The following is a 23,406-nucleotide window of genomic DNA, read 5'->3' on the forward strand; positions in this document are numbered from 1 at the left end:
AGGTCTCAGCGATTTCCGTCAGCCATAGCCGCATCCAACGGCTCGAGCAAACAATCATGCGATTGCAAAAAACTCTCTGTCACGTGTCCACCAAACCCGAGCTAGGCGGCGAGACCCCTCCCACGCGAACGGCAACCCGGAGTATTTCTCGACCGCCTTCCGCCTTGCGCTAGTCCGAAGTTGCGGGAGCTGAGCGGGTCGATTGCTTTGTTGAGCTGGGGAGAGCGTTCATGCAGGCCGGAATATGTAGTCAGAATAATAGGGCGTGTCGGCTAGGAATACCTCGATAGGGCCGTTAAACTGCTTGACATGTCGCGGGGAAGTGGCAAGGTTCACGTAGTCAAAGTTCGCAAGAAACACGTGGACAAGCACGGCAAGCCCCGCGAGTACTTCTCGGCGTATCTGCGGCGCACCTACCGCGAGGGCAAGCGGGTGCGCAACGAGACGGTGTCCAACCTATCGGCGCTGCCCGAGCACGTTGTGGACTGGATCGACGCAGGCCTCAAGGGCCAGCAGCTCGTGTCGGCCGGTAGCGAGTTCACCATCGCCCGATCGCTGCCGCACGGACACGTCGCTGCGGTGATGGCGATGGCCCACCAGCTGGGCTTTCCCGCCCTGCTGGGGTCGGCATGCCGGGCACGGGATTTGGTGCTGGCGTTGATCATCTCGCGGGTGGTACGCCCGGCGTCCAAGCTGGCCACCGCCGCCTGGTGGCCCGATGTCACCCTGGGACCCGATCTCGACGTCGCCGACGCCAGCACCGACGAAATCTACGCCGCGATGGACTGGCTGCTCGACCGCCAAGACACCATCGAAGCCAAGCTCGCCGCTAAACATCTTGGGCCAGATGTGAATCCGTCACGAATGGCGCTATTCGACCTGACCAGCTCCTGGGTGACCGGGCGGTGCTGCGAACTGGCCGCGCGCGGCTACTCCCGCGACGGCAAGAAAGGCTGCGAGCAGATCGAATACGGCATCCTCGCTGACCCACAGGGCCGGCCGGTGGCCGCACGAGTGTTTGCCGGCAATACCGCCGACCCGGCGGCCTTCACCGACATCGTCGCGGTCATCCGCACCCGGTTCGGGCTGACCCGACTAACGCTGGTGGGCGATCGTGGCATGATCACCTCGGCGCGCATCGCCGCGCTCCGCGAACTCAACGACGATCCCAACACCGCAACGGATTTCGGATGGATCACCGCGCTACGCGCCCCGCAGGTGGCCACCTTGGCCACCGACGACGGGCCACTGCAGATGAGTCTGTTCGACAGCCAGGACCTCGCCGAGATCACCCACCCCGACTTTCCCGGCGAACGACTAATCGCCTGCCGCAACCCACTACTGGCCGCCGAACGCACCCGCAAACGCAACGACCTGCTCGCCGCCACCGAGCACCTGCTGGAACCCATCACCACCCGCGTTGCGGCCGGCCGGCTGGCCGGCGCCGACAAGATCGGCGTCGCGGTCGGCAAAGTGATCAACAAACACAAGATGGGCAAGCACTTCCACTACCAGATCACCGACACCAGCCTGACCGTCGAACGCCGCCACGACCAGATCGCCGCCGAAGCCGCCCTCGACGGCATCTACGTGCTACGCACCCCCGTGCCCACCGACCAACTCGACGCCGCCGGGGTCATCACCAGCTACAAGAACCTGGCCCACATCGAACGCGACTTCCGCATCATCAAAGCCGACGACCTGGACCTACGGCCCATCCACCACCGCCTCGATGACCGAGTCCGCGCCCACGTGCTCATCTGCATGCTGGCCTGCTACCTCATCTGGCACCTGCGCAAAGCCTGGGCCCCAATGACATTCACCGACGAACACCCACCCCAACGCGACAACCCGGTCACCCCAGCGCAACGCTCCCCAAGCGCCCATGCCAAGGCCTCCACCCAACACGACGCCGCCGGCAACCCACTGCGCAGCTTCGCTGGCCTACTGGCTCACCTGGCCACCCTCACCCGCAACCAAATCCTCTTCACCGACACCGGCACCGAAATCCCCATGCTCACCGACCCCACCGATGATCAGCGCCGCGCCTTCACCCTCATCGGCACAACCATCCCCCTCCTGGCCGCGTAGTCAGACACCCCGGCCCCAGAAAGCAACAAATCCCCAGCTCAACGCCGAATACGCACTACTTCACCACAGCAACTTCGGGCTAGTACCGCAGCACATAGCGATGTGACAACTATTCGTCATGCTATTAACGAATAGTCAATATACTTGAGGGCGGAAGCGCGCACAACGGCGTACCTCACATAATTTGAGCGCGTGGCCGGTGGTGGTGGTGGTCGCGTCCTAAAGCCAATACCGTTCAGTTACGGTTACATGGGTGTAGTTTATGACCTATGCCTCGTGCGGGTTGGCGGAAGCCTGAGTCGGATCGCCGGTTGTCAGATTTGGTGTCGGTGGGGGTGCTGACGCGGGTGTTTCCCGCGACGGTGGTGGATGAGGTGATCGAGCAGGCCGGTCGCACTCAGCAGCGGCATCGGTCGTTGCCGGCGCGGGTGATGGCGTATTTCGCGATCGCGATGGGCCTGTATACAGAGGGCTCGTATGAGGATGTGTTGGCCCAGCTCACTGATGGTTTGGTGTGGGCGTCGGGGTGGCGTGAAGAGTATCGACTGCCGGGTAAGTCGGCGATCTTTCAGGCTCGTGAGCGGCTGGGATCGGCCCCGTTGGCCAGCTTGTTTTCCCGGGTAGCCCGCCCGTTAGCCGGACCGCAAACCCCAGGGGCTTGGCTGGCCGAGCGGCGGCTGGTGGCCATCGACGGCAGCTGTCTGGATGTGGCCGACACCCCAGCCAACGACGAGTACTTCAGTCGGCCGGGGGCCGGCGGCAGGGGTGAGAAGGCCGCATTTCCGCAGGCCCGGATCCTGGGGCTGGCCGAGTGTGCCACGCATGCGGTCTTCGCCGCAACGATCGGTGGTTACCGTGACTCGGAGGCCAAACTCGCCGAAAAGCTGCTGGATGCTCTCACGCCGGACATGCTGCTGCTGGCTGATCGCGGGTTCTTCTCGTATGCCTTGTGGCGCAAAGCCCTTGCGACCGGAGCCGACCTGTTGTGGCGAGTACGCACCGACGCCTACGCGCCACAACCGGTGCATGTGCAGGATCTTGCTGACGGCTCGTGGCTGGCGCATCTGCAGTCCAGCGCTGACCGTCGCAGCGAGCCGATGCTGGCACGAGTCATCGACTACACCATCGACGACGGACGCGAAAACTCCACCAGCTACCGGCTATTCACCACGCTGACCGATCCCGAACAGGCCCCCGCCGTCGAGTTGGCCGCCGCCTACGCCCAGCGCTGGGAGATCGAGAACACCTTCGACGAACTCAAAACCCATCAACGCGGACCCCAGGTGGTGCTGCGCTCGAAGTCCCCTGATCTTGTCCTACAAGAGATTTGGGGACATCTGTGCTGTCACTACGCCATTCGTACCCTGATGGCCCAGGCCGCCGAACACGCCGGCGAGGACCCCGACCGGGTCAGTTTCACCGCCGCGCTGCGCATCACCCGCTAATCCGTCGCCCAACAGGGCGCATTTCCCCCCTGAGGACCCCCAAGCCGCCGATCAGCACTGGTGGGCCTTCCTGCGCCGCCTGCTCGACCGACTCAACCCCGCCAGGCGCCGACGATCCGCACCACGGGTGATCAAACGCAAAATGTCCAAATGGCACGTCAAACGCGCAACTCACGCTCACTGGCCCCAACCCCAACGCCCACCAGACGTCACGACTCTCCGCCTTAACTGAACGGTATTGGTCCTAAAGCCGGTGTAAAAGGGGCCGGGCATAGGTTCTGCTTCGAGACCTACCAAGTCATCGAAGAAAGGACCTATGCCCGTGCCTGCACGAGTATCGCCGACCGATCGTGTTCGCGCCAAGATCGACGAGCTGTTCGCCTCGGATCGTGAGCTGCCCGAGATTCTCGAGGAGGTGGCTCGCCTTGGTGCGCAGTTGTTGATGCAGGCCTTGCGCTGCCGAGGCCATCGTGTCAACGTCTGGTGTTCCTCGGTCAGACCCAGCCCCGCCGTCGGGCGTCCGCGTGATGTCATACGCGAATCACCCAACCTGCCAACGCGATTCACTGCAAACACCGCCGATCCGCATCGATTACAACTTCCGTAGAGAACTAATTGTTACCATACTGTTTGGTATGTTGTATAGGTCGACTTGACTCGCGAATATTGCCCGCGAAACGGTGACTGTCACAGGGCCTGGAGAGTGGTCGCCAACAGGTATGCCAAGGGGCGTATGTGAAGGCTTCGACGAAGGACCGGGGTCGGATTCTGGATCAGGTTGTCGGGGTGACTGGCTGGTCGCGGGATAACGCTCGCCGGCGGTTGACGGCGGCAGCGAAAGTCGCGCCGGGTAGCGGCGCCGTGTGGCCAAACGGCCGCGTAAGCCGCGCTCGCGCCGGTATTCCTACGTCACGCTCAAAGTGTTGCTGAAGGTGTGGGCTGCCTCGGGTGGGCAATGCGGGAAGTATCTGTGGGCGCCGATGCGGCTGTAGCTCGACGGTTTGCAACGCCACGGCGAGTTGGTCTTTGATCGTGACCGCGACAGCCTGACGGTGCGCGCTGAGCTGCTGGGGATGAGTGCGGCGACGATCGACCGGTATCTGGCGCCGGCGAAGGCCAAGGACCAGATCGGTGGCGTTCGACGACGAAATCCGCACCGCTGCTGCGTAGTTCGGTCAAAGTCCGTAAGGCTGGTGATGAGGTGGAAACCGAACCCGGTTTCTTCGAGGGGGACACGATCGCCCATTGCGGCCGCAGCCGCAGCCCGTCGATGTAGAGGATCGGATACACCTCATCGATCCGGCATTCGGGCAGCGAGTACAGCGCCTTGGCGACCTCGGCGTGGAAGTCACGGTGCACCTTGACCGTCTTGAACACCGGCACGTCATAGACCAACGCAACCGGCAGCAGCTGGGGCTGTTCCTCGGCGGTGAACACCTCCAGTGGACGTGCGCAGGTGGTGCCGTGGATGCGGCTGCCCGCAGTGTCACGACACCGTCTCACAACGGCCTGTTGTGCCTGCTGCAGGCTGGTGAATGTTTCACCGTCCCAAAACTTTCCGCGTACCTACTGCACGGCGCGTTCCACTCGTGGCTTGTCTTTCGCGGACGCCACCTGGGCCGGGTCGGTCAGGAACCCGGCATGGCCGGCGTAGTCCAGCCAGCCCTGGGTGAACTGGGGGTTCACCGAATCCGCGGCGGTGATGACCGGCTTCAGGTTGTCGGGAATCAGCACGGCGAACACGCTACCGAAGAACGCCCACGCCGACTCACACCCGGAGATCACCGCGGCCAGGGTATGCGAATACGACAACCACACGAACATGTGCCGGGACTACACCGCGGTGAAGATCAACGCATACACCTTGCGGCGCCGTCCATCCTCGCCGTCGGTGAGCATCCCCAGATAGCCGCAATGCGCAGCGATCGTGCGATAGCCCGGCGCCGGCAATCCCGCCACTCCCAGCCACACCCGCAGCACTTCCTTGATCTCATTCACACCGACCTCCCGAAAAGCCATGTCCACCGACCTCCGCGACTTGAACCGTCACCGCGATCGAACGAACAAACGAAAGGACCACCGACGCGACGCGCCGGGGGTCCCATAGCTGGCAATCCAGGTGGTCCCATCACCCTGGCAAAAAATCAGGTCACACTGGCCCCAATCTCATGGCAAACGACATTTGCCAGCTGCTGGCATGACGGCCCCGTCAGCTGGGTATAGCGGGCCCGGCGTCGATGACGGGCGCGGGCGCAGGATTCTCAGTGGAGGGGGTGTCGACGGTCATGGTGAACTCCAGGTCTGCGGGGGGTTGATGTTGTCGGCGGCTCCAAAACCACCGATCCACACGCCGGAGAACCGCGAATGGTTCGGGATCCCGGAAGTCGATCTGCAGTCGAGGCGCGGCGTCGGCAGCGGCGCAGCGCATGATTTCGTGGGCGGCCAGATAGCCGGAGCTTGCGGCCTTCTCCATGGTAGGAACGAACAGGGTCAAGTCCGGTGAATAGATCGCTTCACCGGCGAGAAAAAGGTTGGGCACCTCCGTGCGAATGCTCGGGGACCGGTGGCGAGCGCCCGGCATCAATATGGCGAGCGGCGAGAAATTCACCATGCGTTTCCCGCGCGCGGGCGCCGAAGCAATGTGGGGAGGCAGCTCGCTTGCCAGCCTTTCATAATCGGCCTCGCCCAGGTGCTTCAGCTCCTGATCAATCTGCCAGCCCAGGATGTGCGACCGATCGAGGCCGCACTGCGCCAGGCACTCGGTCAAGATCTCATCTGGCGTACATTCACTCAACGGCCGACCCAAGACCGGACCGGGCGCGTACACATTAGTCCAGGCAATCGACAGAACGTACTTGGTTCCTTCCGGGAGGCGGACATCTCGCCAGAAGCCTTCCCCCTGGAGAACGGAAACCACGCCCCACTCGCTCTCCACATATGTGACGGTAACTCCGGGGCGGTGGAACGAAGGCCACGTCGCGGGAATGTCGCGCAGAAAGCACTGGATCCCGTTCGATGACTCGAGAGCAATGGCATGCTCCTGCGCGAGCTGAGGAAGACATTGCTTGACATGATCTGTTTTGGCCAGCTCGCGCAGCGTCACGTAGGGCACGGCGAGGAGGGCATAGTCGCAGTCAAACCTGCGGCCGTCAGCCGATATCAGTGCGCTGACACGGCCGTCCTCGAACTCGAGATCGCTGATACGCGTGTCGAAGTGTATATCGACGCCGAGATTTCGGAGATGACGAATCCAGGGATCGACCATGCGCTCGCTCGTCGGTCCATCCATCATCATGGTGACGGGCACCTTGGCGTCACCGAGGGCTGGTGGGCAATCGCTTTTCATGCGAAACAGCGCCTTGAGAAGGATGGAAGCAATCGACGCGGCTTCTGCGCTCGGGCGGGCCGCGACGAAAATGTGCGGCAGGGCGCCAAAGACCCTCTGCGCCACAGGAGACATGCGGCTTAGCCGCAGATAGTCCGCATACGAGATATCGCCCAATTCCGCGACGAGTCGCTCCCTGCACATCCACAGCAGGCGCAGATGGGCGTAAAGATAGGAGATCACGACGGTGGGTGCCACTCCTCTTTTGGCCAGACCGGCAATCATCAGTGTGCTCGCCGACGCGATCTTGCCAAGTTGCCGGAACGGTTCGACTACCTTGTCGACGATCCGCGCGAAGGCCGGCTGTCGGCGTTGGATAGGAACGGTTGCAACTGCTCGGCCCACCACGCGGTGTCTGTAAACGCGAACCGGACTCACTCCGACTAAGTTGTCGAGCACGGTGCTGCCGTTCTCGGCGGGTATGCGCGAAAACAGCGTCAGTAGGGTCTGGTAGCTATCCAGGTAGATCCGCAAACTGTGCTCGGTCGGGTGACCGTCCGGGAGGCGAAGACTCTTGGCTTTGCCGCCGGCTTCGGGAGCGGCTTCGCACATCGTGACCCGCAGTCCGGCTTCGGCCAGCATCATGGCGGCGGCCATCCCCGCGACTCCAGCACCGCCGATGACAACGTGCGGTTCGGCATGCATCGAAGGTTTCATGTGGCGTCGTACTCGCTACCACCAAACCCGGAAAAGGTTGGAGCATCCCTGGCTTCGCGACGTGTGACGACAAACCCAACGTTCTCGACCTGCTTGGTGCTCACCGTCGCCGGTCGGCCCGGCCGCGGGTTGTCGACCAGTCCATCCAAGCGGGCCTCAACGAACCGGCGCCGCCACTTGCCCACCGCGGACGGTGACACCCGCTCGCGCACCGCGACCTGCTTGTTCGCCAGGCCTTGGGCGCAACCCACACGATCCGCGACCGCAACGCCAGCGCATGGGGAGGACTTGCGGCGCCGAGGCCATCGTGTCAACGTCTGGTGTTCCTCCTTGGTCAGACCCAGCCCCGCCGTCGGGCGTCCGCGTGATGTCATACGCGAATCATCGCACCGGCCAACGTGATTCACTGGCAAACACCGCCGATCCGCATCGATTACAACTTTCGTAGAGAACTGATGGCGCGGGCCACTAGTTAGAGCCACCATCTAGGGACCGCCTATTGAGGTCGGCGAGCAACGTACCATACATTACGGTATGTTATCTAGGTCTCGGCGGCCGCAAGCACGGGCGCGTCACCTCGCTAATTCGTAACCCGGTGGCTGCCAACAATCCGATGATCGTGCGCATCGTCACCGCGACACGAAGATTGGGGAAAAACGACGCGCATGCGTCCAGAAGTTGGTCCACATCCGTCTGGGAGTAGATGAACGGGGTGCACCAGGTCGTCCTCGTCGGCCGCAACGCTTTAGGAATGATGGGCAGCTGGGTTCCCGCCGCATTGAGATAGGCGGCGAACGGGCGCGCGGCTGTCAACCGCTGTGACCACCACACCGGCGCAGCATCCCGAGGATCCAGCGCCCATTGCACAGCCTCGTCAATCGTGAACACGTCGGTGCGGCCATGCTCAGCGAGCCAATCGCAAAACTGCCGCAGCAGATACTCGACGGGTTTGAGCTGAAAACCTAACCGGCGCCGCGCATCCAGGTAGACCTCGAGGTCCTCGTGCAGGCTCATCGCGGCACCTGCCCAAATGCCACGTTCAGTGTCCGCAACGACGCGAGGTCTGTCCGGGCATAGACCCGCGTACTGGCAACGCTTCGGTGCCCGAGCAGCTCCTGGGCCTCGACCAGTGCGCCGCCGGTCGCGATGACGCTCATCGCCGCGGTGTGGCGCAGACGGTGCGCGTGCACGCCACCAAGCCCAGCGGCCTCGGCGCGGTGTTTGAGGATGTCAGAGATCCCAGCACTTGTCAGCCGCCGGATCGGCGGTCGCAGACGCACGAATAACGCCCGATCGACCGAGTCGTTCGGGCGCACGCGTAGCCAAGCGATCAGGGCCTGACCAGCATCAACCGGTAGCGGCAACGTCAGGCGCCGCTGATTCTTCGCCACGACGCTCAACCTGCCTGCCGCCCAGCCCAAGTCATCAAGCAGCAAGCCCGCGGTCTCCCCGGCACGCAGCCCGAGCCGCCGCATCACAGTGATCACAGCCCTGTCCCGGACAGTGACCACGGTCCTGGGGTTGCATGCCGCGAGCAACTGCTCCACCTGGATCAGCGACAGACCGCGAGGCATCGTCACCCGAGAAGCGCGGGCCCGCAGAATCCCGCCCGTCAGATCACGCTCCACCCGGCCGGTGACCATCGCCCACCTTTTTGTGCTGCTACATACAGAACAACGTCTTGGACCGTCGCCGATGGGATACCCGCGAGCAATTGCGCATCGCCATTGTCACCTGGATCGAACGCACCTACCACCGGCGACGCCGACAGGAAGGGCTCGGACGACTGACCCCGATCGAATTCGAAGCAATCATGGCCACACCGGCCCACCAGGCCGCGTAACCGAAACTGTCACCTATCAGTGCAGCAGACCCCGGCGGGTGTTGGCAGCCTTTCGGAGTTTGGACTCCCGCCGAGCGAACGTGGCGTACGCGAGCGTGGCAAGCAAGCCACATGCCAGCGTCGACATTGCGATAAGCGCGGTTGCTACACGAAACGACTGCATATCGGCAAGCCACCCCGCTAAGGGCGCGCCTGTCATGGTTCCTGCGCTAAAGCACAAATTGTATGCAGCGGCAGTCGTTCCCGGGCGTTGAGCACCAACCGCATCCATGGCATCTGCCAACGCCGGCATGACTGTCGCGTTCATAACTCCTAGGCCAGACCCGAGGAATATTAGAACGATTGCCTGCACGACCAGAGTCGATGGCACGCAGGAGAACGCCAAAGCGACGCCGAGGGTAACCCAGCCCGCCGCTAGGACCGGCACGCGACGCCCTCCATCTGACATCCGACCGGCAACCTGTGACGCCACGATGAAGGCCGCGGTTGTCAGCGCGAACATCAACCCGGTCGTGACGCCTGAAACGTGGAGCCGGGCAACACCGTCGATTGGCAGCGTCGCCTCGACGGCGCCGAGCGCGAGCCCCGCTGCCAGCCCAGCCAGCAGCCACGGCGCCGCCCTACCCGACGCCTCCCGAACTGGAAACGGCCCGCGGTTCGCCGTCGACCGCCGGTCGGGCGTCGAGCGCGGCAACACCGCGGCCAACACCACCACAGCCGCGCCAGCCAACACTGCACCCAACAGGAAGGGCGCGCGACGTCCCAACGTCTCAAGGAGTAGCCCACCTGCCGCGGGCCCCAAAAGTACGCCGAGAGCGGTACCAATATTCGCGGTGCCGACTACACGGCCCCGCTGGCTCTCCGGAAACATCTCGATCAGTGTCGCTTGGCCCGAAACCCAGGTTACGGCTGCTCCAGCGCCCTGCAGCATGCGACTCGTCACCAATCCCGCGGGACTGCTCGCGTAGCAAAAGAAAACCGTTGACAGCGTCAGGAGGATTGCGCCCGCCAAAAACACTGGCCTGGACCCACGCGAATCGACCAGCCAGCCGACGACGGGAGTCAGGATGAAATACGCCAACCCGTAGCACGCGAACAACAACCCCACACCCAAAAAGTCAAGCCCGGCGGATCTGGCCAAGCTCGGCAGTACCGGCACAACGATTCCGAGGGCAAGCATGTCGACGAAGAACACGAAGCCGACCACTCCGACCAGCAAACGCGCGTTAGCGCCGGTCTTCGTCATCGACCGGACGGGGTGCCGCGCTGTGGTGCGCAAAGTCGAGTCACCATGCCTTCGCGAACTGCAAGAACCGTGAGCCGCGGCACCGCTCATCGGGCACGAGCCTCAGCCCGTACCTCAATAGTTGGTCTAAGGCGTCCTGAAATGTGTATACGCGGTAGTCGGTGACCTGGTGCACCAAAGGCGTGCCGGCAGTGCCGTCCTGGGTGAGGAGGTACTCCTTACGGAAACCACCATCCAGGGGGGACAGGCGCTGCGTGTACGTCGTGCCGTTGCCCAGCCCGCGGGAAAAGTCGGAGTGCGGGTCCTGGATACCTAGCAGAAGGTAACCTCCGGGCGCCAGATGCATGGCGACCCGCTCTAGGCTGCGGGCGTTGTCCTGGTCGTCCCTGATGTGGCTGACCATGGCGAAAGACTTGCCGTCCGGTACGAAATACCAGGTCCCGCCGTACGAGAAGGCGAGGTCGTAATCACGGACGCGCAGGTCCAGGTGGACGATGTTTTGCTTATGCAGGTCGACCTGCGGTCGTAGCTGCAGGCGCTCCCGTGCGATAGCCAGCATGTCAGGGCTCATATCGACGCCAGTAACGATGTCGTAATCGGACCGGATCTTGAGTAAGTGCTCCAGCACCAGCCCGGTGCCTACGCCCAGCTCCAAGACTTTCCGTACGTCGCTCACCCCCGCGAGGTGTTCGGCCACAGCGCAGTAGTCGTAGTAGCTCCCGAGCAGCATGATGTCGTCATAGTGCGCTGCCATAGCACTGTAATCCGGCCCGGTCCCTGCTTTTGTTTCTATTGTTTCTGTGGTCTTTGGTTTTAGTGGTCCGTCCCTCCCAAGCCATTCCTCTAGGATTTGTGCCGTCGCTTGCGAATCTTCAATGACTACCGAAGCGTGGTCCGCGGCTACCGTCCGTACTGTGTGTAATGGCGACCACGGCTCGGCCAACGGATATTGGAGAGTTTTGGTGCCGTAAGAAACGCTCCGATGCCGGGCACATTGCATGAATAGCACATCCGTCTGAAGCGGTCCGCTGTACATGCTTGGGATCATGTCGAACCAGGTTGACGCTGCAGTCAACTTACTCATTTGGCGCTGATGCATATCAATTTCATATTTGTCTGCGTCAACGATAATGTCCATGATGCTCAGTTCAGTAAGCGCATCGATATCGCGATACGTATCAATTAGAACGACGCCATTCAGATTCGAATTGTTAGTATCCTCGAAATATTTTCCCAGAGCATAGGCAACATTGCCACCTAAACAGAACCCGACAAGCACAAAGGTCTCATCACCGACTAGTTCGACAATAACGTCTGCCAGGGACTTTACTGCGGATTCGGGGGAATCCGGTAGAGGTTGCCCGGGAGAGAATCCCGGTAACGATATTGCTGATACTGACCGTACCCCCTTGAACCTGGAAGCAACGCGCGTGAACTGATGGACATTGTTTGTCGCCGGTGTGGGAATATATATCAGATGAGGGGAGTGATGTCCGCTTGTTAATGTTACTGGAGCCGAATCTGGGCAGGTCCCCTTGTGCTCCGATTGAACCGTTCGTCGCAACTGCGCTGCTGCGCGGATCACGTGCAGCCCATCGATGGTTCTTCCTGCCTCAACCGCATCCTTAATTAAGTTTTCGAACGAGTCTTCAGTTGAACCAAAACCCGAAGCATCATTGCCGGCCCAATTGGGTTCCACAAGTGGCGTAGTAACGCTCTTCGTGTTAGAGGACAAATCAATCTGCCCTAAGATGTGGCGAGCCAAATGATTTGGAGTGCTGTAGCTAACGATATCGTTTATCGATAACTTGAGGCCTGTGACATCTTTGAGCCGGTTACGCAGCTCAACGAAACCTAGTGAGTCAAACCCTAAATCCTGAAACGCTTTTTCGGCGTCGATATCCGTGCTGTTGGGGTGGCCCAGCACGGCCGCGGCCTGACCGCACACCACCTCGACCATCACCTGCTGGCGCTGGTCCGCGTCGAGGCCGGCCAGGCGCTGCGCTAGCGCTGATACCGTGGCGGCGGTGTCGGTCTCGACCCGGCGCCGGGAGCGGCGGATCAGGTTGTCAAACAACCGGGGCAGCTCAACACCGCTGTCATCTAACGCTTTTGGATCCAACCGGGCGGCCACCACCGCGGGCCGATCCAGTACCAGCGCGGCATCAAAGAACTCCACCGCCTGCCCGGTGCTCATCGCCGCCATCCCACCACGAGTCATCCGCGCGACATCACGCCCACCTAGATGACCGGTCAACGCGCTGGTCTGTTCCCACAACCCCCACGCCACCGAGACCCCCGCCAACCCGCCAGCACGCCGATGCGCAGCCAACGCATCCAAAAACGCGTTGCCCGCCGCGTAATTACCCTGCCCCGCACTACCGGCCACACCCGCGAACGAGGAACACAACACAAACATCGACAACCCCAAACCCCGGGTCGCCTCGTGCAGATTCCAGGCGCCATCGACCTTGGCCGCCAACACGGTATCGATGCGTTCTGGGGTCAACGAGGTAACCACCCCATCATCGAGTGTCCCCGCGGCATGAATCACCCCACTTAACGGCGGGAACCCCTGCGGCAACCCGCCCACCAACCCCGCTACCGCATCGGCATCGGCCACATCACAGCCCGCCACCGACACCCGCGCCCCCAAAGCTTCCAACTCGGCCACCACCTCCGCGACACCTGGCGCGGTGTCCCCGCCCCGGCTGGCCAACACCACATGACCCACCCCATAGGCGGCCACCACATGACGGGCCAACACACCACCGGCCATCCCCGTGCCCCCGGTCACCAACACCGTGCCCCCCACCAACCCCTCAACACCGCCCCGCGCCGCAACCACACCCCCATCCCCATCCGCATCCGGTAAAACCGCCACCGGCGCCACCGCCGCTAACCGCCCCCCATAGGCCACCCCGGCGCGCACCACCAGCTGCGGCTCGCCTAACCCCGCTAACCCAATCCAGTCAATCGACGCATCCGGGCCGCCATCAAGATCAACGTCACTATCGGTGTCGAGCAACACGATCCGGCCCGGATGCTCGGCCTGTGCTGAGCGCACCAACCCCCACACCGCCGCCCCCGCCAGATCGGTGACGTCCTGACCGGCCAACCCCACCGCACCACGAGTCACCACCACTAACACCGCGGTCTGATCGCGACCCAGCCACGACTGCAACACCGCCAACACCGCATGGGTGACCGCGTGCACCGACCCCACCACATCCCCACCCCCACCACCACTACCGCCGCACTGCCACACCACCACACCCCCACCACCAGCGGTGGCGGTGTCGGCATCAGCGCCACCACCACCACCAGCGGTGTTGGTGGCGTGAAAGTCGTTCCACGACATCACCGGTATCGGGTCTGAATCCCGACCGGTACTGTCGTCGAGCACCAGCGGTGACCACACCAACTCCAACAACCCCTGACCCCCACCCGCTGCGGCGGCCGCGGCCTGCAACTGCTCCGTGGTGACCGGGCGGGTCAGCAACGCTCCTACCGATAACACCGGCACCCCGGTGTTATCGGCCACCTCGATCGAGACCGCCTGTCCCGCACCCTCATCCCCGGTGTCCAGCAACGCGATCCGGGCACGCAGGTGGGTTGCGCCGGTGGCATGCAACGTGACGTCCTGCCAGGAAAACGGCAACACCATCGCCCCGGTATTGGTGTCCAGTGTCAGCGCGGCGTGTAGCACCGCATCCAACAGTGCTGGATGTATCCCGAATCCCTGGACTTGCAGCCCGGCATCGGTGGGCACGATGACCTCAGCGAAAACCTCCCGTCCCCGCCGCCACACCGCCTCAAGTCCTTGAAACGCCCGACCATACTCATAACCACGCCCGGCCAACCCCGGATACACATCGGAAACATCCACCCCCACCGCACCGAGGGGGGGCCACACCGACAAATCCGCCCCTACCGCACCACCACCGGTGGGCCCCAACATCCCCTCGGCGTGCAGCATCCACCCTGCCCCGGCGCGGCTGCTGCGTGAATACACCGACACCGCCCGCGACCCGTCGTCGTGCGCGCCATCGACCACGACTTGCACCGACACCGCCTCACCCGGGGCTAGCACCAGCGGCGCGGCCAACACCAACTCCTGCACCCGCTCACAGCCCACCTCATCGCCGGCACGCACCACCAACTCCACAAACCCTGCCCCCGGGAGCACTACCACCCCACCCACCGCATGATCAGCCAGCCACGGCTGTGCGGCCAGCGACAACCGCCCGGTCAACACCACCCCACCGGTATCCGGACGCGCGATCACCGCACCCAACAACCCATGGCCGGCCCCACCCAGACCCACACCACCCACATCACCACCACCCACCGACACCCCGTCCAGCCAATACCGTTGCCGCACAAACGCATACGTCGGCAACCCCACCCGCTTGGCCCCACAACCGGCGAACACCGCCGCCCAATTGACCCCCACCCCGGCCACAAAAGCCTGACCCACCGACAACCAAAACCGATCCAACCCACCCTGATCACGACCCAACGTCGCCACCACCACACCCGCAACACCCTGGGCGGTCAGGGTGTCCTCAATCGCAGCGGCCAACACCGGATGCGGATCGGCCTCCACAAACACCTGATACCCGCGCCCCACCGCACAGCGCAGCGCCTCCTCCAACTGCACCGTCTGACGCAGGTTGCGATACCAATACCCGCCATCCAAGCCCGCGGTATCGACCAACCCACCCGTAACCGTGGAGAAAAACTCCACCCCACACGAACGCGGCGTGATACCCGCCAACGCCTGGACCAACCGCTGCTCAATCACCTCAACCTGCACCGAATGCGACGCATAATCGACCGCCAACCGCCGCGCCCGTACCCCCACCGCCTGCGCCGCGGCCATCACCTGCTCCACCGCGTCGAGCTCACCAGAAACCACCACCGCCGCAGGCCCGTTCACGGCCGCCACAGCAACCCGATCACCCACCCCGGCCACCAACTCCTGAGCGCGCCCCGCCGAACACGCCAACGACACCATCGCCCCCGCCCCGGCCAACGACGCCAACAACGCGCTACGCAGCGCCACCACCGCCGCCGCATCGGTCAACGACAACGCCCCGGCCACATACGCCGCGGCGATCTCCCCCTGCGAATGGCCCAACACCGCATCCGGTACCACTCCCACCGACTCCCACAACCGCGCCAGCGACACCATCACCGCCCACAACACCGGCTGCACCACATCCACCCGCTCCAACCCCGGCGCCCCCGCCGCCCCACGCACCACATCCAGCAACGACCACGACACAAACCCCGCCAACGCCTGCTCACAGCGGCGCATCTGCTCGGCAAAAACCGCAGACACCTCCAACAACTGCCGGCCCATCCCCACCCATTGCGAGCCCTGGCCGCCAAACACCAGCACCGTCTTACCCACCGACCCCGCCCGACCCAGCACCACACCAACGCCTGGCTCACCGCCAGCCACCCCCGCCAACCCCGCCGCCAACTGCTCTCGATCAGCCCCCACCACCACCGCTCGATGTTCAAACACCGACCGCGACGTCAACGACCACCCCACATCCAGCACACCCAACCCCTCATCGGCAGCCACCAACCCCGCCAACCGTTCCGCCTGAGCCGCCAAAGCCGCGCCGACTTAGCCGAGATCACCCAAGGCACCACACCCAAAACCGTGGATTTATCGCCACTTTCAGCATTGACCACCCCGACAGGGGGTTCTTCGACAATCACATGCGCGTTGGTGCCACTGATCCCGAACGAGGAAATCCCGGCTCGGCGCGGTCGACCCGCCGCCGCCGGCCATGGCCGCGCCTGGGTCAACAACGACACCGCCCCGGACTCCCAATCCACCTGGGAAGACGGCGTATCCACATGCAATGTTTTCGGCATCACCGCATGGCGCATCGCCTCGATCATCTTGATCAGCCCGGCCACCCCCGCCGCGGCCTGCGCGTGACCCATGTTCGACTTGATCGACCCCAACCACAACGGCTCACCGCCATGGCGGTCTTGCCCATAGGTGGCCAACAACGCCTGAGCCTCAATCGGATCGCCCAACACCGTGCCCGTCCCATGGGCCTCGACCACATCCACATCCGCGGGCGTTAACCCCGCATTGGCCAACGCCGCGGCAATCACCCGCTGCTGGGAGGGCCCATTGGGCGCGGTCAACCCATTAGAAGCCCCATCCTGATTCACCGCAGAACCCCGCACCAGCGCCAACACCGGATACCCCAACCGCCGCGCATCCGAGAGCCGCGCTAACACCACCACCCCCACACCCTCAGAAAACCCCGTCCCATCCGCAGCACCGGCGAACGACTTACACCGCCCATCGGCGGCCAGCCCCCGCTGCCGGGAAAACTCCACAAACACCGTCGGGGTGGCCATCACCGTCACCCCACCGGCCAACGCCAACTCACACTCCCCCAACCGCAACGACGCAACAGCCTGATGAATGGCCACCAACGACGACGAACACGCCGTATCCACCGACACCGCCGGACCCTCCAACCCCAACACATAGGCCACCCGCCCCGACGCCACACTCCCGGCGCTGCCGTTGCCCAAATACCCCTCCAACTCCTGGGCATCACCCCTAGCACCGCCACTGCCACCACTGAACAGCCGCGCCGCGTAGTCGGCGTACATCACCCCGGTGAACACCCCCGTCGGGCTGCCCCTCAACGACTTCGGGTCAATCCCGGCGTGTTCCAACGCTTCCCACGAACACTCCAACAACAACCGCTGCTGGGGATCTATCGCCAACGCCTCACGCGGAGCGATCCCGAAAAACCCGGCATCAAACTCCGCGGCCCCAGCCACAAACCCGCCCTGGCGGCAATAGGTCTTACCCACCGCATCCGGGTCAGGATCAAACAACCCCTCCACATCCCAACCCCGATCCAGCGGGAACTCACCCACCACATCACGACCCTGGGCCACCACCTCCCACAACGCCCCCGCACCATCCACCCCACCCGGGAACCGACACCCCACCCCCACCACCGCGACCGGCTCATCAACCCCCATGCCCACCCGCGCCACCACCGGTACCGGCACCGGCACCGACCCACTGACCCGCTGCCCCAAATGCCGCGCCAACCCCGCAGGGGTGGGGTAGTCAAAGACCACAGTGGGCGATAACGTCAGCCCGGTCAGGGTTTTGAGCCGGTTGCGCAGCTCCACGGCGGTCAGTGAGTCAAACCCTAAATCCTGAAACGCCTGTTCGGCGTCGATATCCGTGCTGTTGGGATGGCCCAGCACGGCCGCCACCTGACCGCACACCACCTCGACCATCACCTGCTGGCGCTGCTCAGCGTCGAGGCCGGCCAGGCGCTGCGCTAGCGCTGAGACCGTGGCGGCGGTGTCGGTCTCGACCCGGCGCCGGGATCGGCGGATCAGATTGTCAAACAACCGGGGCAGCTCAACACCACTGTCATCCAACGCTTTTAGATCCAACCGGGCCGCCACCACCGCGGGCCGATCCAGCATTAGCGCGGCATCAAAGAACTCCACCGCCTGCCCGGTGCTCATCGCCGCTACCCCACCACGAGTCATCCGCGCCACATCACGACCACCCAGATGCCCGGTCAACGCGCTGGTCTGTTCCCACAACCCCCACGCCACCGAGACCCCCGCCAACCCGCCAGCACGCCGATGCGCAGCCAGCGCATCCAAAAACGCGTTGCCCGCCGCGTAATTACCCTGCCCCGCACTACCGGCCACACCCGCCACCGAGGAACACAACACAAACATCGACAACCCCAAACCCCGGGTCGCCTCATGCAGATTCCACGCGCCATCGACCTTGGCCGCCAACACCGCATCGATGCGTTCTGGGGTCAACGAGGTAACCACCCCATCATCGAGTGTCCCCGCGGCATGAATCACCCCACTTAACGGCGGAAACCCCTGCGGCAACCCGCCCACCAACCCCGCTACCGCATCGGCATCGGCCACATCACAGCCCGCCACCGACACCCGCGCGCCGGCCGCTTCCAACTCGGCCACCACCTGCGCGACGCCTTGTGCGGTGTCTCCGCCCCGGCTGGCCAACACCACATGACCCACCCCATAGGCGGCCACCACATGCCGGGCCAACACACCACCGGCCATCCCGGTGCCCCCGGTCACCAACACCGTGCCCCCCACCAACCCCTCAACACCGCCCCGCGCCGCAACCACACCCCCATCCCCATCCGCATCCGGTAAAACCGCCACCGGCGCCACCGCCGCTAACCGCCCCCCATAGGCCACCCCGGCGCGCACCACCAGCTGCGGCTCGCCCAACCCCGCTAACCCAATCCAGTCAATCGACGCATCCGGGCCGCCATCAAGATCAATATCAATGTCGGTGTCGAGCAACATGATCCGGCCCGGATGCTCGGCCTGTGCTGAGCGCACCAGCCCCCATACCGCCGCCCCTGCCAGATCGGTGACGTCCTGACCGGCCAGCCCCACCGCACCACGAGTCACCACCACTAACACCGCGGTCTGATCGCGACCCAGCCACGACTGCAACACCGCCAACACCGCATGGGTGACCGCGTGCACCGACCCCACCACATCCCCACCCCCACCACCACTACCGCCGCACTGCCACACCACCACACCCCCACCACCAGCACTACCAGCGGTGTTGGTGTTGGTGTCGGTGTCGGTGTCGGTGTCGGTGTTGGTGGTGTGAAAGTCGTTCCACGACATCACCGGTATCGGGTCTGAATCCCGACCGGTACTGTCGTCGAGCACCAGCGGTGACCACACCAACTCCAACAACCCCTGACCCACCCCCCCGCCAGCGGCCGCGGCTGCGGCCGCCAACTGCTCTGTGGTGACCGGGCGGGTCAGCAACGCCCCTACCGATAACACCGGCATTCCGGTGTTATCGGCCACCTCGATCGAGACCGCCTGTCCCGCACCCTCATCCCCGGTGTCCAGCGGGGCGATCCGGGCACGCAGGTGGGTTGCGCCGGTGGCATGCAATGTGACGTCCTGCCAGGAAAACGGCAACACCATCGCCCCGGTATTGGTGTCCAGTGTCAGCGCGGCGTGTAGCACCGCATCCAACAGTGCTGGATGTATCCCGAATCCCTGGACTTGCAGCCCGGCATCGGTGGGCACGATGACCTCAGCGAAAACCTCCCGTCCCCGCCGCCATACCGCCTCAAGTCCTTGAAACGCCCGACCATACTCATAACCACGCCCGGCCAACCCCGGATAAACATCGGAAACATCCACCCCCACCGCGTCGTGGGGGGGCCACACCGACAAATCCGCGCCTACCGCACCACCACCGGTGGGCCCCAACACTCCCTCGGCGTGCAGCATCCACCCTGCCCCGGCCCGGCTGCTGCGTGAATACACCGACACCGCCCGCGACCCGTCGTCGTGCGCGCCATCGACCACGACTTGCACCGACACCGCCTCACCCGGGGCTAGCACCAGCGGCGCGGCCAACACCAACTCCTGCACCCGCTCACAGCCCACCTCATCGCCGGCACGCACCACCAACTCCACAAACCCTGCCCCCGGGAGCACCACCACCCCACCCACCGCATGATCAGCCAGCCACGGCTGTGCCGCCAGCGACAACCGCCCGGTCAACACCACCCCACCGGTATCCGGACGCGCCACCACCGCACCCAACAACCCATGGCCGGCCCCACCCAGACCCACACCACCCACATCACCACCACCCACCGACACCCCGTCCAGCCAATACCGTTGCCGCACAAACGCATACGTCGGCAACCCCACCCGCTTGGCCCCACAACCGGCAAACACCGCCGCCCAATTAACCCCCACCCCGGCCACAAAAGCCTGACCCGCCGACAACCAAAACCGATCCAACCCACCCTGATCACGACCCAACGTCGCCACCACCACACCCGCAACACCCTGGGCGGTCAGGGTGTCCTCAATCGCAGCGGCCAACACCGGATGCGGATCGGCCTCCACAAACACCTGATACCCGCGCCCCACCGCACAGCGCAGCGCCGCCTCCAACTGCACCGTCTGACGCAGGTTGCGATACCAATACCCGCCATCCAAGCCCGCGGTATCGACCAACCCACCCGTGACCGTGGAGAAAAACTCCACCCCACACGAACGCGGCGTGATACCCGCCAACGCCTGGACCAACCGCTGCTCAATCACCTCAACCTGCACCGAATGCGACGCATAATCGACCGCCAACCGCCGCGCCCGTACCCCCACCGCCTGCGCCGCGGCCATCACCTGCTCCACCGCGTCGAGCTCACCAGAAACCACCACCGCCGCAGGCCCGTTCACGGCCGCCACAGCAACCCGATCACCCACCCCGGCCACCAACTCCTGAGCGCGCCCCGCCGAACACGCCAACGACACCATCGCCCCCGCCCCGGCCAACGACGCCAACAACGCGCTACGCAGCGCCACCACCGCCGCCGCATCGGTCAACGACAACGCCCCGGCCACATACGCCGCGGCGATCTCCCCCTGCGAATGGCCCAACACCGCATCCGGTACCACTCCCACCGACTCCCACAACCGCGCCAGCGACACCATCACCGCCCACAACACCGGCTGCACCACATCCACCCGCTCCAACCCCGGCGCCCCCGCCGCCCCACGCACCACATCCAGCAACGACCACGACACAAACCCCGCCAACGCCTGCTCACAGCGGCGCATCTGCTCGGCAAAAACCGCAGACACCTCCAACAACTGCCGGCCCATCCCCACCCATTGCGAGCCCTGGCCGCCAAACACCAGCACCGTCTTCCCCACCGACCCCGCCCGACCCAGCACCACACCAACGCCTGGCTCACCGCCAGCCACCCCCGCCAACCCCGCCGCCAACTGCTCTCGATCAGCCCCCACCACCACCGCTCGATGTTCAAACACCGACCGCGACGTCAACGACCACCCCACATCCAGCACACCCAACCCCTCATCGGCAGCCACCAACCCCGCCAACCGTTCCGCCTGAGCCGCTAACGCCTGCGCCGATCGCCCCGAGATCACCCACGGCAGCACCGACAACCCCACCCCCGACCCCGACCCAGACGCCTCACCCACCGCCACCGGCTCGGGTGGGGCCTGTTCGACAATCACGTGCGCGTTGGTGCCACTGATCCCGAACGAGGAAATCCCGGCTCGGCGCGGTCGACCCGCCGCCGCCGGCCATGGCCGCGCCTGGGTCAACAACGACACCGCCCCGGACTCCCAATCCACCTGGGAAGACGGCGTATCCACATGCAATGTTTTCGGCATCACCGCATGGCGCATCGCCTCGATCATCTTGATCAGCCCGGCCACCCCCGCCGCGGCCTGCGCGTGACCCATGTTCGACTTGATCGACCCCAACCACAACGGCTCACCGCCATGGCGGTCTTGCCCATAGGTGGCCAACAACGCCTGAGCCTCAATCGGATCCCCCAATCGGGTCCCGTCCCGTGGGCCTCGACCACATCCACATCCCTTGGCGTTAACCCCGCATTGGCCAACGCCGCGGCAATCACCCGCTGCTGGGAGGGCCCATTGGGCGCGGTCAACCCATTAGAAGCCCCATCCTGATTCACCGCAGAACCCCGCACCAGCGCCAACACCGGATACCCCAACCGCCGCGCATCCGAGAGCCGCGCTAACACCACCACCCCCACACCCTCAGAAAACCCCGTCCCATCCGCGCCCCCGGCGAACGACTTACACCGCCCATCGGCGGCCAGCCCCCGCTGCCGGGAAAACTCCACAAACACCGTCGGGGTGGCCATCACCGTCACCCCACCGGCCAACGCCAACTCACACTCCCCCAACCGCAACGACTGCACAGCCTGATGAATGGCCACCAACGACGACGAACACGCCGTATCCACCGACACCGCCGGACCCTCCAACCCCAACACATAAGCCACCCGCCCCGACGCCACACTCCCGGCGCTGCCGTTGCCCAAATACCCCTCCAACTCCTGGGCATCACCCCTAGCACCGCCACTGCCACCACTGAACAGCCGCGCCGCGTAGTCGGCGTACATCACCCCGGTGAACACCCCCGTCGGGCTGCCCCTCAACGACTTCGGGTCAATCCCGGCGTTCTCCAACGCTTCCCACGAACACTCCAACAACAACCGCTGCTGGGGATCTATCGCCAACGCCTCACGCGGAGCGATCCCGAAAAACCCGGCATCAAACTCCGCGGCCCCAGCCACAAACCCGCCCTGGCGGCAATAGGTCTTACCCACCGCATCCGGGTCAGGATCAAACAACCCCTCCACATCCCAACCCCGATCCAGCGGGAACTCACCCACCACATCACGACCCTGGGCCACCACCTCCCACAACGCCCCCGCACCATCCACCCCACCCGGGAACCGACACCCCACCCCCACCACCGCGACCGGCTCATCAATCCCCATGCCCACCCGCGCCACCACCGGTACCGGCACCGGCACCGACCCACTGACCCGCTGCCCCAAATGCCGCGCCAACCCCGCGGGGGTGGGGTAGTCAAAGACCAGAGTGGGCGATAACGTCAGCCCGGTCAGGGTTTTGAGCCGGTTGCGCAGCTCCACAGCGGTCAGTGAGTCAAACCCTAAATCCTGAAACGCCTGTTCGGCGTCGATATCCGTGCTGTTGGGATGGCCCAGCACGGCCGCCACCTGACCGCACACCACCTCGACCATCACCTGCTGGCGCTGCTCAGCGTCGAGGCCGGCCAGGCGCTGCGCTAGCGCTGAGACCGTGGCGGCGG

The 23,406-nt window shown here is 64.3% G+C and carries 10 protein-coding genes and 2 pseudogenes; 3 read left to right on the top strand and 9 right to left on the bottom strand.

Annotated features, from left to right (window positions below; genetic code table 11):
- Positions 1 to 309 precede the first annotated feature (309 nt).
- Together AADZ78_RS15435 and AADZ78_RS15440 are read left to right on the top strand one after the other, a co-directional pair.
- Positions 310 to 2,091, top strand: a complete 1,782-nt coding sequence (locus AADZ78_RS15435) for an IS1634 family transposase (protein WP_239656878.1) — start codon at positions 310 to 312, stop codon at positions 2,089 to 2,091.
- 269 nt (positions 2,092 to 2,360) lie between these two features.
- Positions 2,361 to 3,536, top strand: coding sequence for an IS4 family transposase (locus AADZ78_RS15440; protein WP_341343611.1), 1,176 nt, complete (start codon positions 2,361 to 2,363; stop codon positions 3,534 to 3,536).
- Between the two features lie 1,566 nt (positions 3,537 to 5,102).
- On the opposite strand, the gene AADZ78_RS15445 is transcribed toward AADZ78_RS15440, so the two are convergent.
- The 6 genes from AADZ78_RS15445 to AADZ78_RS15470 all read right to left on the bottom strand — a co-directional run bounded on the left by AADZ78_RS15445 (position 5,103) and on the right by AADZ78_RS15470 (position 9,221).
- Positions 5,103 to 5,348 carry a hypothetical protein gene (locus tag AADZ78_RS15445; RefSeq protein WP_211286257.1) on the bottom strand — a complete coding sequence of 82 codons (246 nt, stop codon included), beginning with the start codon at positions 5,346 to 5,348 and terminating at the stop codon, positions 5,103 to 5,105.
- 21 nt (positions 5,349 to 5,369) lie between these two features.
- A complete protein-coding gene (locus tag AADZ78_RS15450; RefSeq protein WP_204903535.1) occupies positions 5,370 to 5,555 on the bottom strand; it encodes a hypothetical protein in 186 nt (61 codons plus the stop codon).
- Positions 5,556 to 5,745: 190 nt separating this feature from the next.
- Positions 5,746 to 7,578: an FAD-dependent oxidoreductase gene (locus AADZ78_RS15455; protein ID WP_085252771.1), complete on the bottom strand. Its 1,833-nt coding sequence runs from the start codon at positions 7,576 to 7,578 to the stop codon at positions 5,746 to 5,748.
- On the bottom strand, positions 7,575 to 7,952 hold the full coding sequence (locus AADZ78_RS15460; RefSeq protein ID WP_169726396.1) for a helix-turn-helix domain-containing protein: 378 nt from the start codon (positions 7,950 to 7,952) through the stop codon (positions 7,575 to 7,577). Before AADZ78_RS15460 ends, AADZ78_RS15455 begins: the two co-directional genes overlap by 4 nt.
- Before the next feature lie 163 nt (positions 7,953 to 8,115).
- Entirely contained in the window at positions 8,116 to 8,592 is a 477-nt protein-coding gene (locus tag AADZ78_RS15465; protein WP_085252769.1) for a hypothetical protein, read from the bottom strand.
- The gene (locus AADZ78_RS15470) at positions 8,589 to 9,221 is read right to left on the bottom strand and encodes a tyrosine-type recombinase/integrase (protein WP_085252768.1); all 633 of its coding nucleotides are present in this window, start codon (positions 9,219 to 9,221) and stop codon (positions 8,589 to 8,591) included. Before AADZ78_RS15470 ends, AADZ78_RS15465 begins: the two co-directional genes overlap by 4 nt.
- 23 nt (positions 9,222 to 9,244) lie before the next feature.
- On the opposite strand from AADZ78_RS15470, the pseudogene AADZ78_RS15475 reads away from it, so the two are divergent.
- A pseudogene (locus AADZ78_RS15475) lies at positions 9,245 to 9,421 on the top strand (IS3 family transposase); the annotation flags it as partial.
- Positions 9,422 to 9,437: 16 nt separating this feature from the next.
- Here AADZ78_RS15475 and AADZ78_RS15480 read toward each other — a convergent pair.
- The 3 genes and pseudogenes from AADZ78_RS15480 to AADZ78_RS29080 form a co-directional block, all read right to left on the bottom strand.
- Positions 9,438 to 10,667 carry an MFS transporter gene (locus AADZ78_RS15480; protein WP_085252766.1) on the bottom strand — a complete coding sequence of 410 codons (1,230 nt, stop codon included), beginning with the start codon at positions 10,665 to 10,667 and terminating at the stop codon, positions 9,438 to 9,440.
- A 40-nt stretch (positions 10,668 to 10,707) separates the two neighbouring features.
- The gene (locus AADZ78_RS29075) at positions 10,708 to 13,446 is read right to left on the bottom strand and encodes an SDR family NAD(P)-dependent oxidoreductase (protein WP_423752185.1); all 2,739 of its coding nucleotides are present in this window, start codon (positions 13,444 to 13,446) and stop codon (positions 10,708 to 10,710) included.
- 231 nt (positions 13,447 to 13,677) lie between these two features.
- Positions 13,678 to 23,386: pseudogene (locus AADZ78_RS29080) on the bottom strand (SDR family NAD(P)-dependent oxidoreductase); the annotation flags it as partial.
- Positions 23,387 to 23,406: the final 20 nt, after the last annotated feature.

Source organism: Mycobacterium riyadhense, assembly GCF_963853645.1.
GTDB classification, from domain to species: Bacteria; Actinomycetota; Actinomycetes; order Mycobacteriales; family Mycobacteriaceae; genus Mycobacterium; species Mycobacterium riyadhense.

Coding starts and splice junctions, on each gene's coding strand:
- AADZ78_RS15480 (WP_085252766.1), bottom strand. CDS start 10,667: ATGACGAAGACCGGCGCTAACGCGCGTTTGCTGGTCGGAGTGGTCGGC.
- AADZ78_RS15450 (WP_204903535.1), bottom strand. CDS start 5,555: ATGGCTTTTCGGGAGGTCGGTGTGAATGAGATCAAGGAAGTGCTGCGG.
- AADZ78_RS15435 (WP_239656878.1), top strand. CDS start 310: ATGTCGCGGGGAAGTGGCAAGGTTCACGTAGTCAAAGTTCGCAAGAAA.
- AADZ78_RS15470 (WP_085252768.1), bottom strand. CDS start 9,221: ATGGTCACCGGCCGGGTGGAGCGTGATCTGACGGGCGGGATTCTGCGG.
- AADZ78_RS29075 (WP_423752185.1), bottom strand. CDS start 13,446: ATGGCCGGTGGTGTGTTGGCCCGTCATGTGGTGGCCGCCTATGGGGTG.
- AADZ78_RS15465 (WP_085252769.1), bottom strand. CDS start 8,592: ATGAGCCTGCACGAGGACCTCGAGGTCTACCTGGATGCGCGGCGCCGG.
- AADZ78_RS15455 (WP_085252771.1), bottom strand. CDS start 7,578: ATGAAACCTTCGATGCATGCCGAACCGCACGTTGTCATCGGCGGTGCT.
- AADZ78_RS15440 (WP_341343611.1), top strand. CDS start 2,361: ATGCCTCGTGCGGGTTGGCGGAAGCCTGAGTCGGATCGCCGGTTGTCA.
- AADZ78_RS15460 (WP_169726396.1), bottom strand. CDS start 7,952: ATGACATCACGCGGACGCCCGACGGCGGGGCTGGGTCTGACCAAGGAG.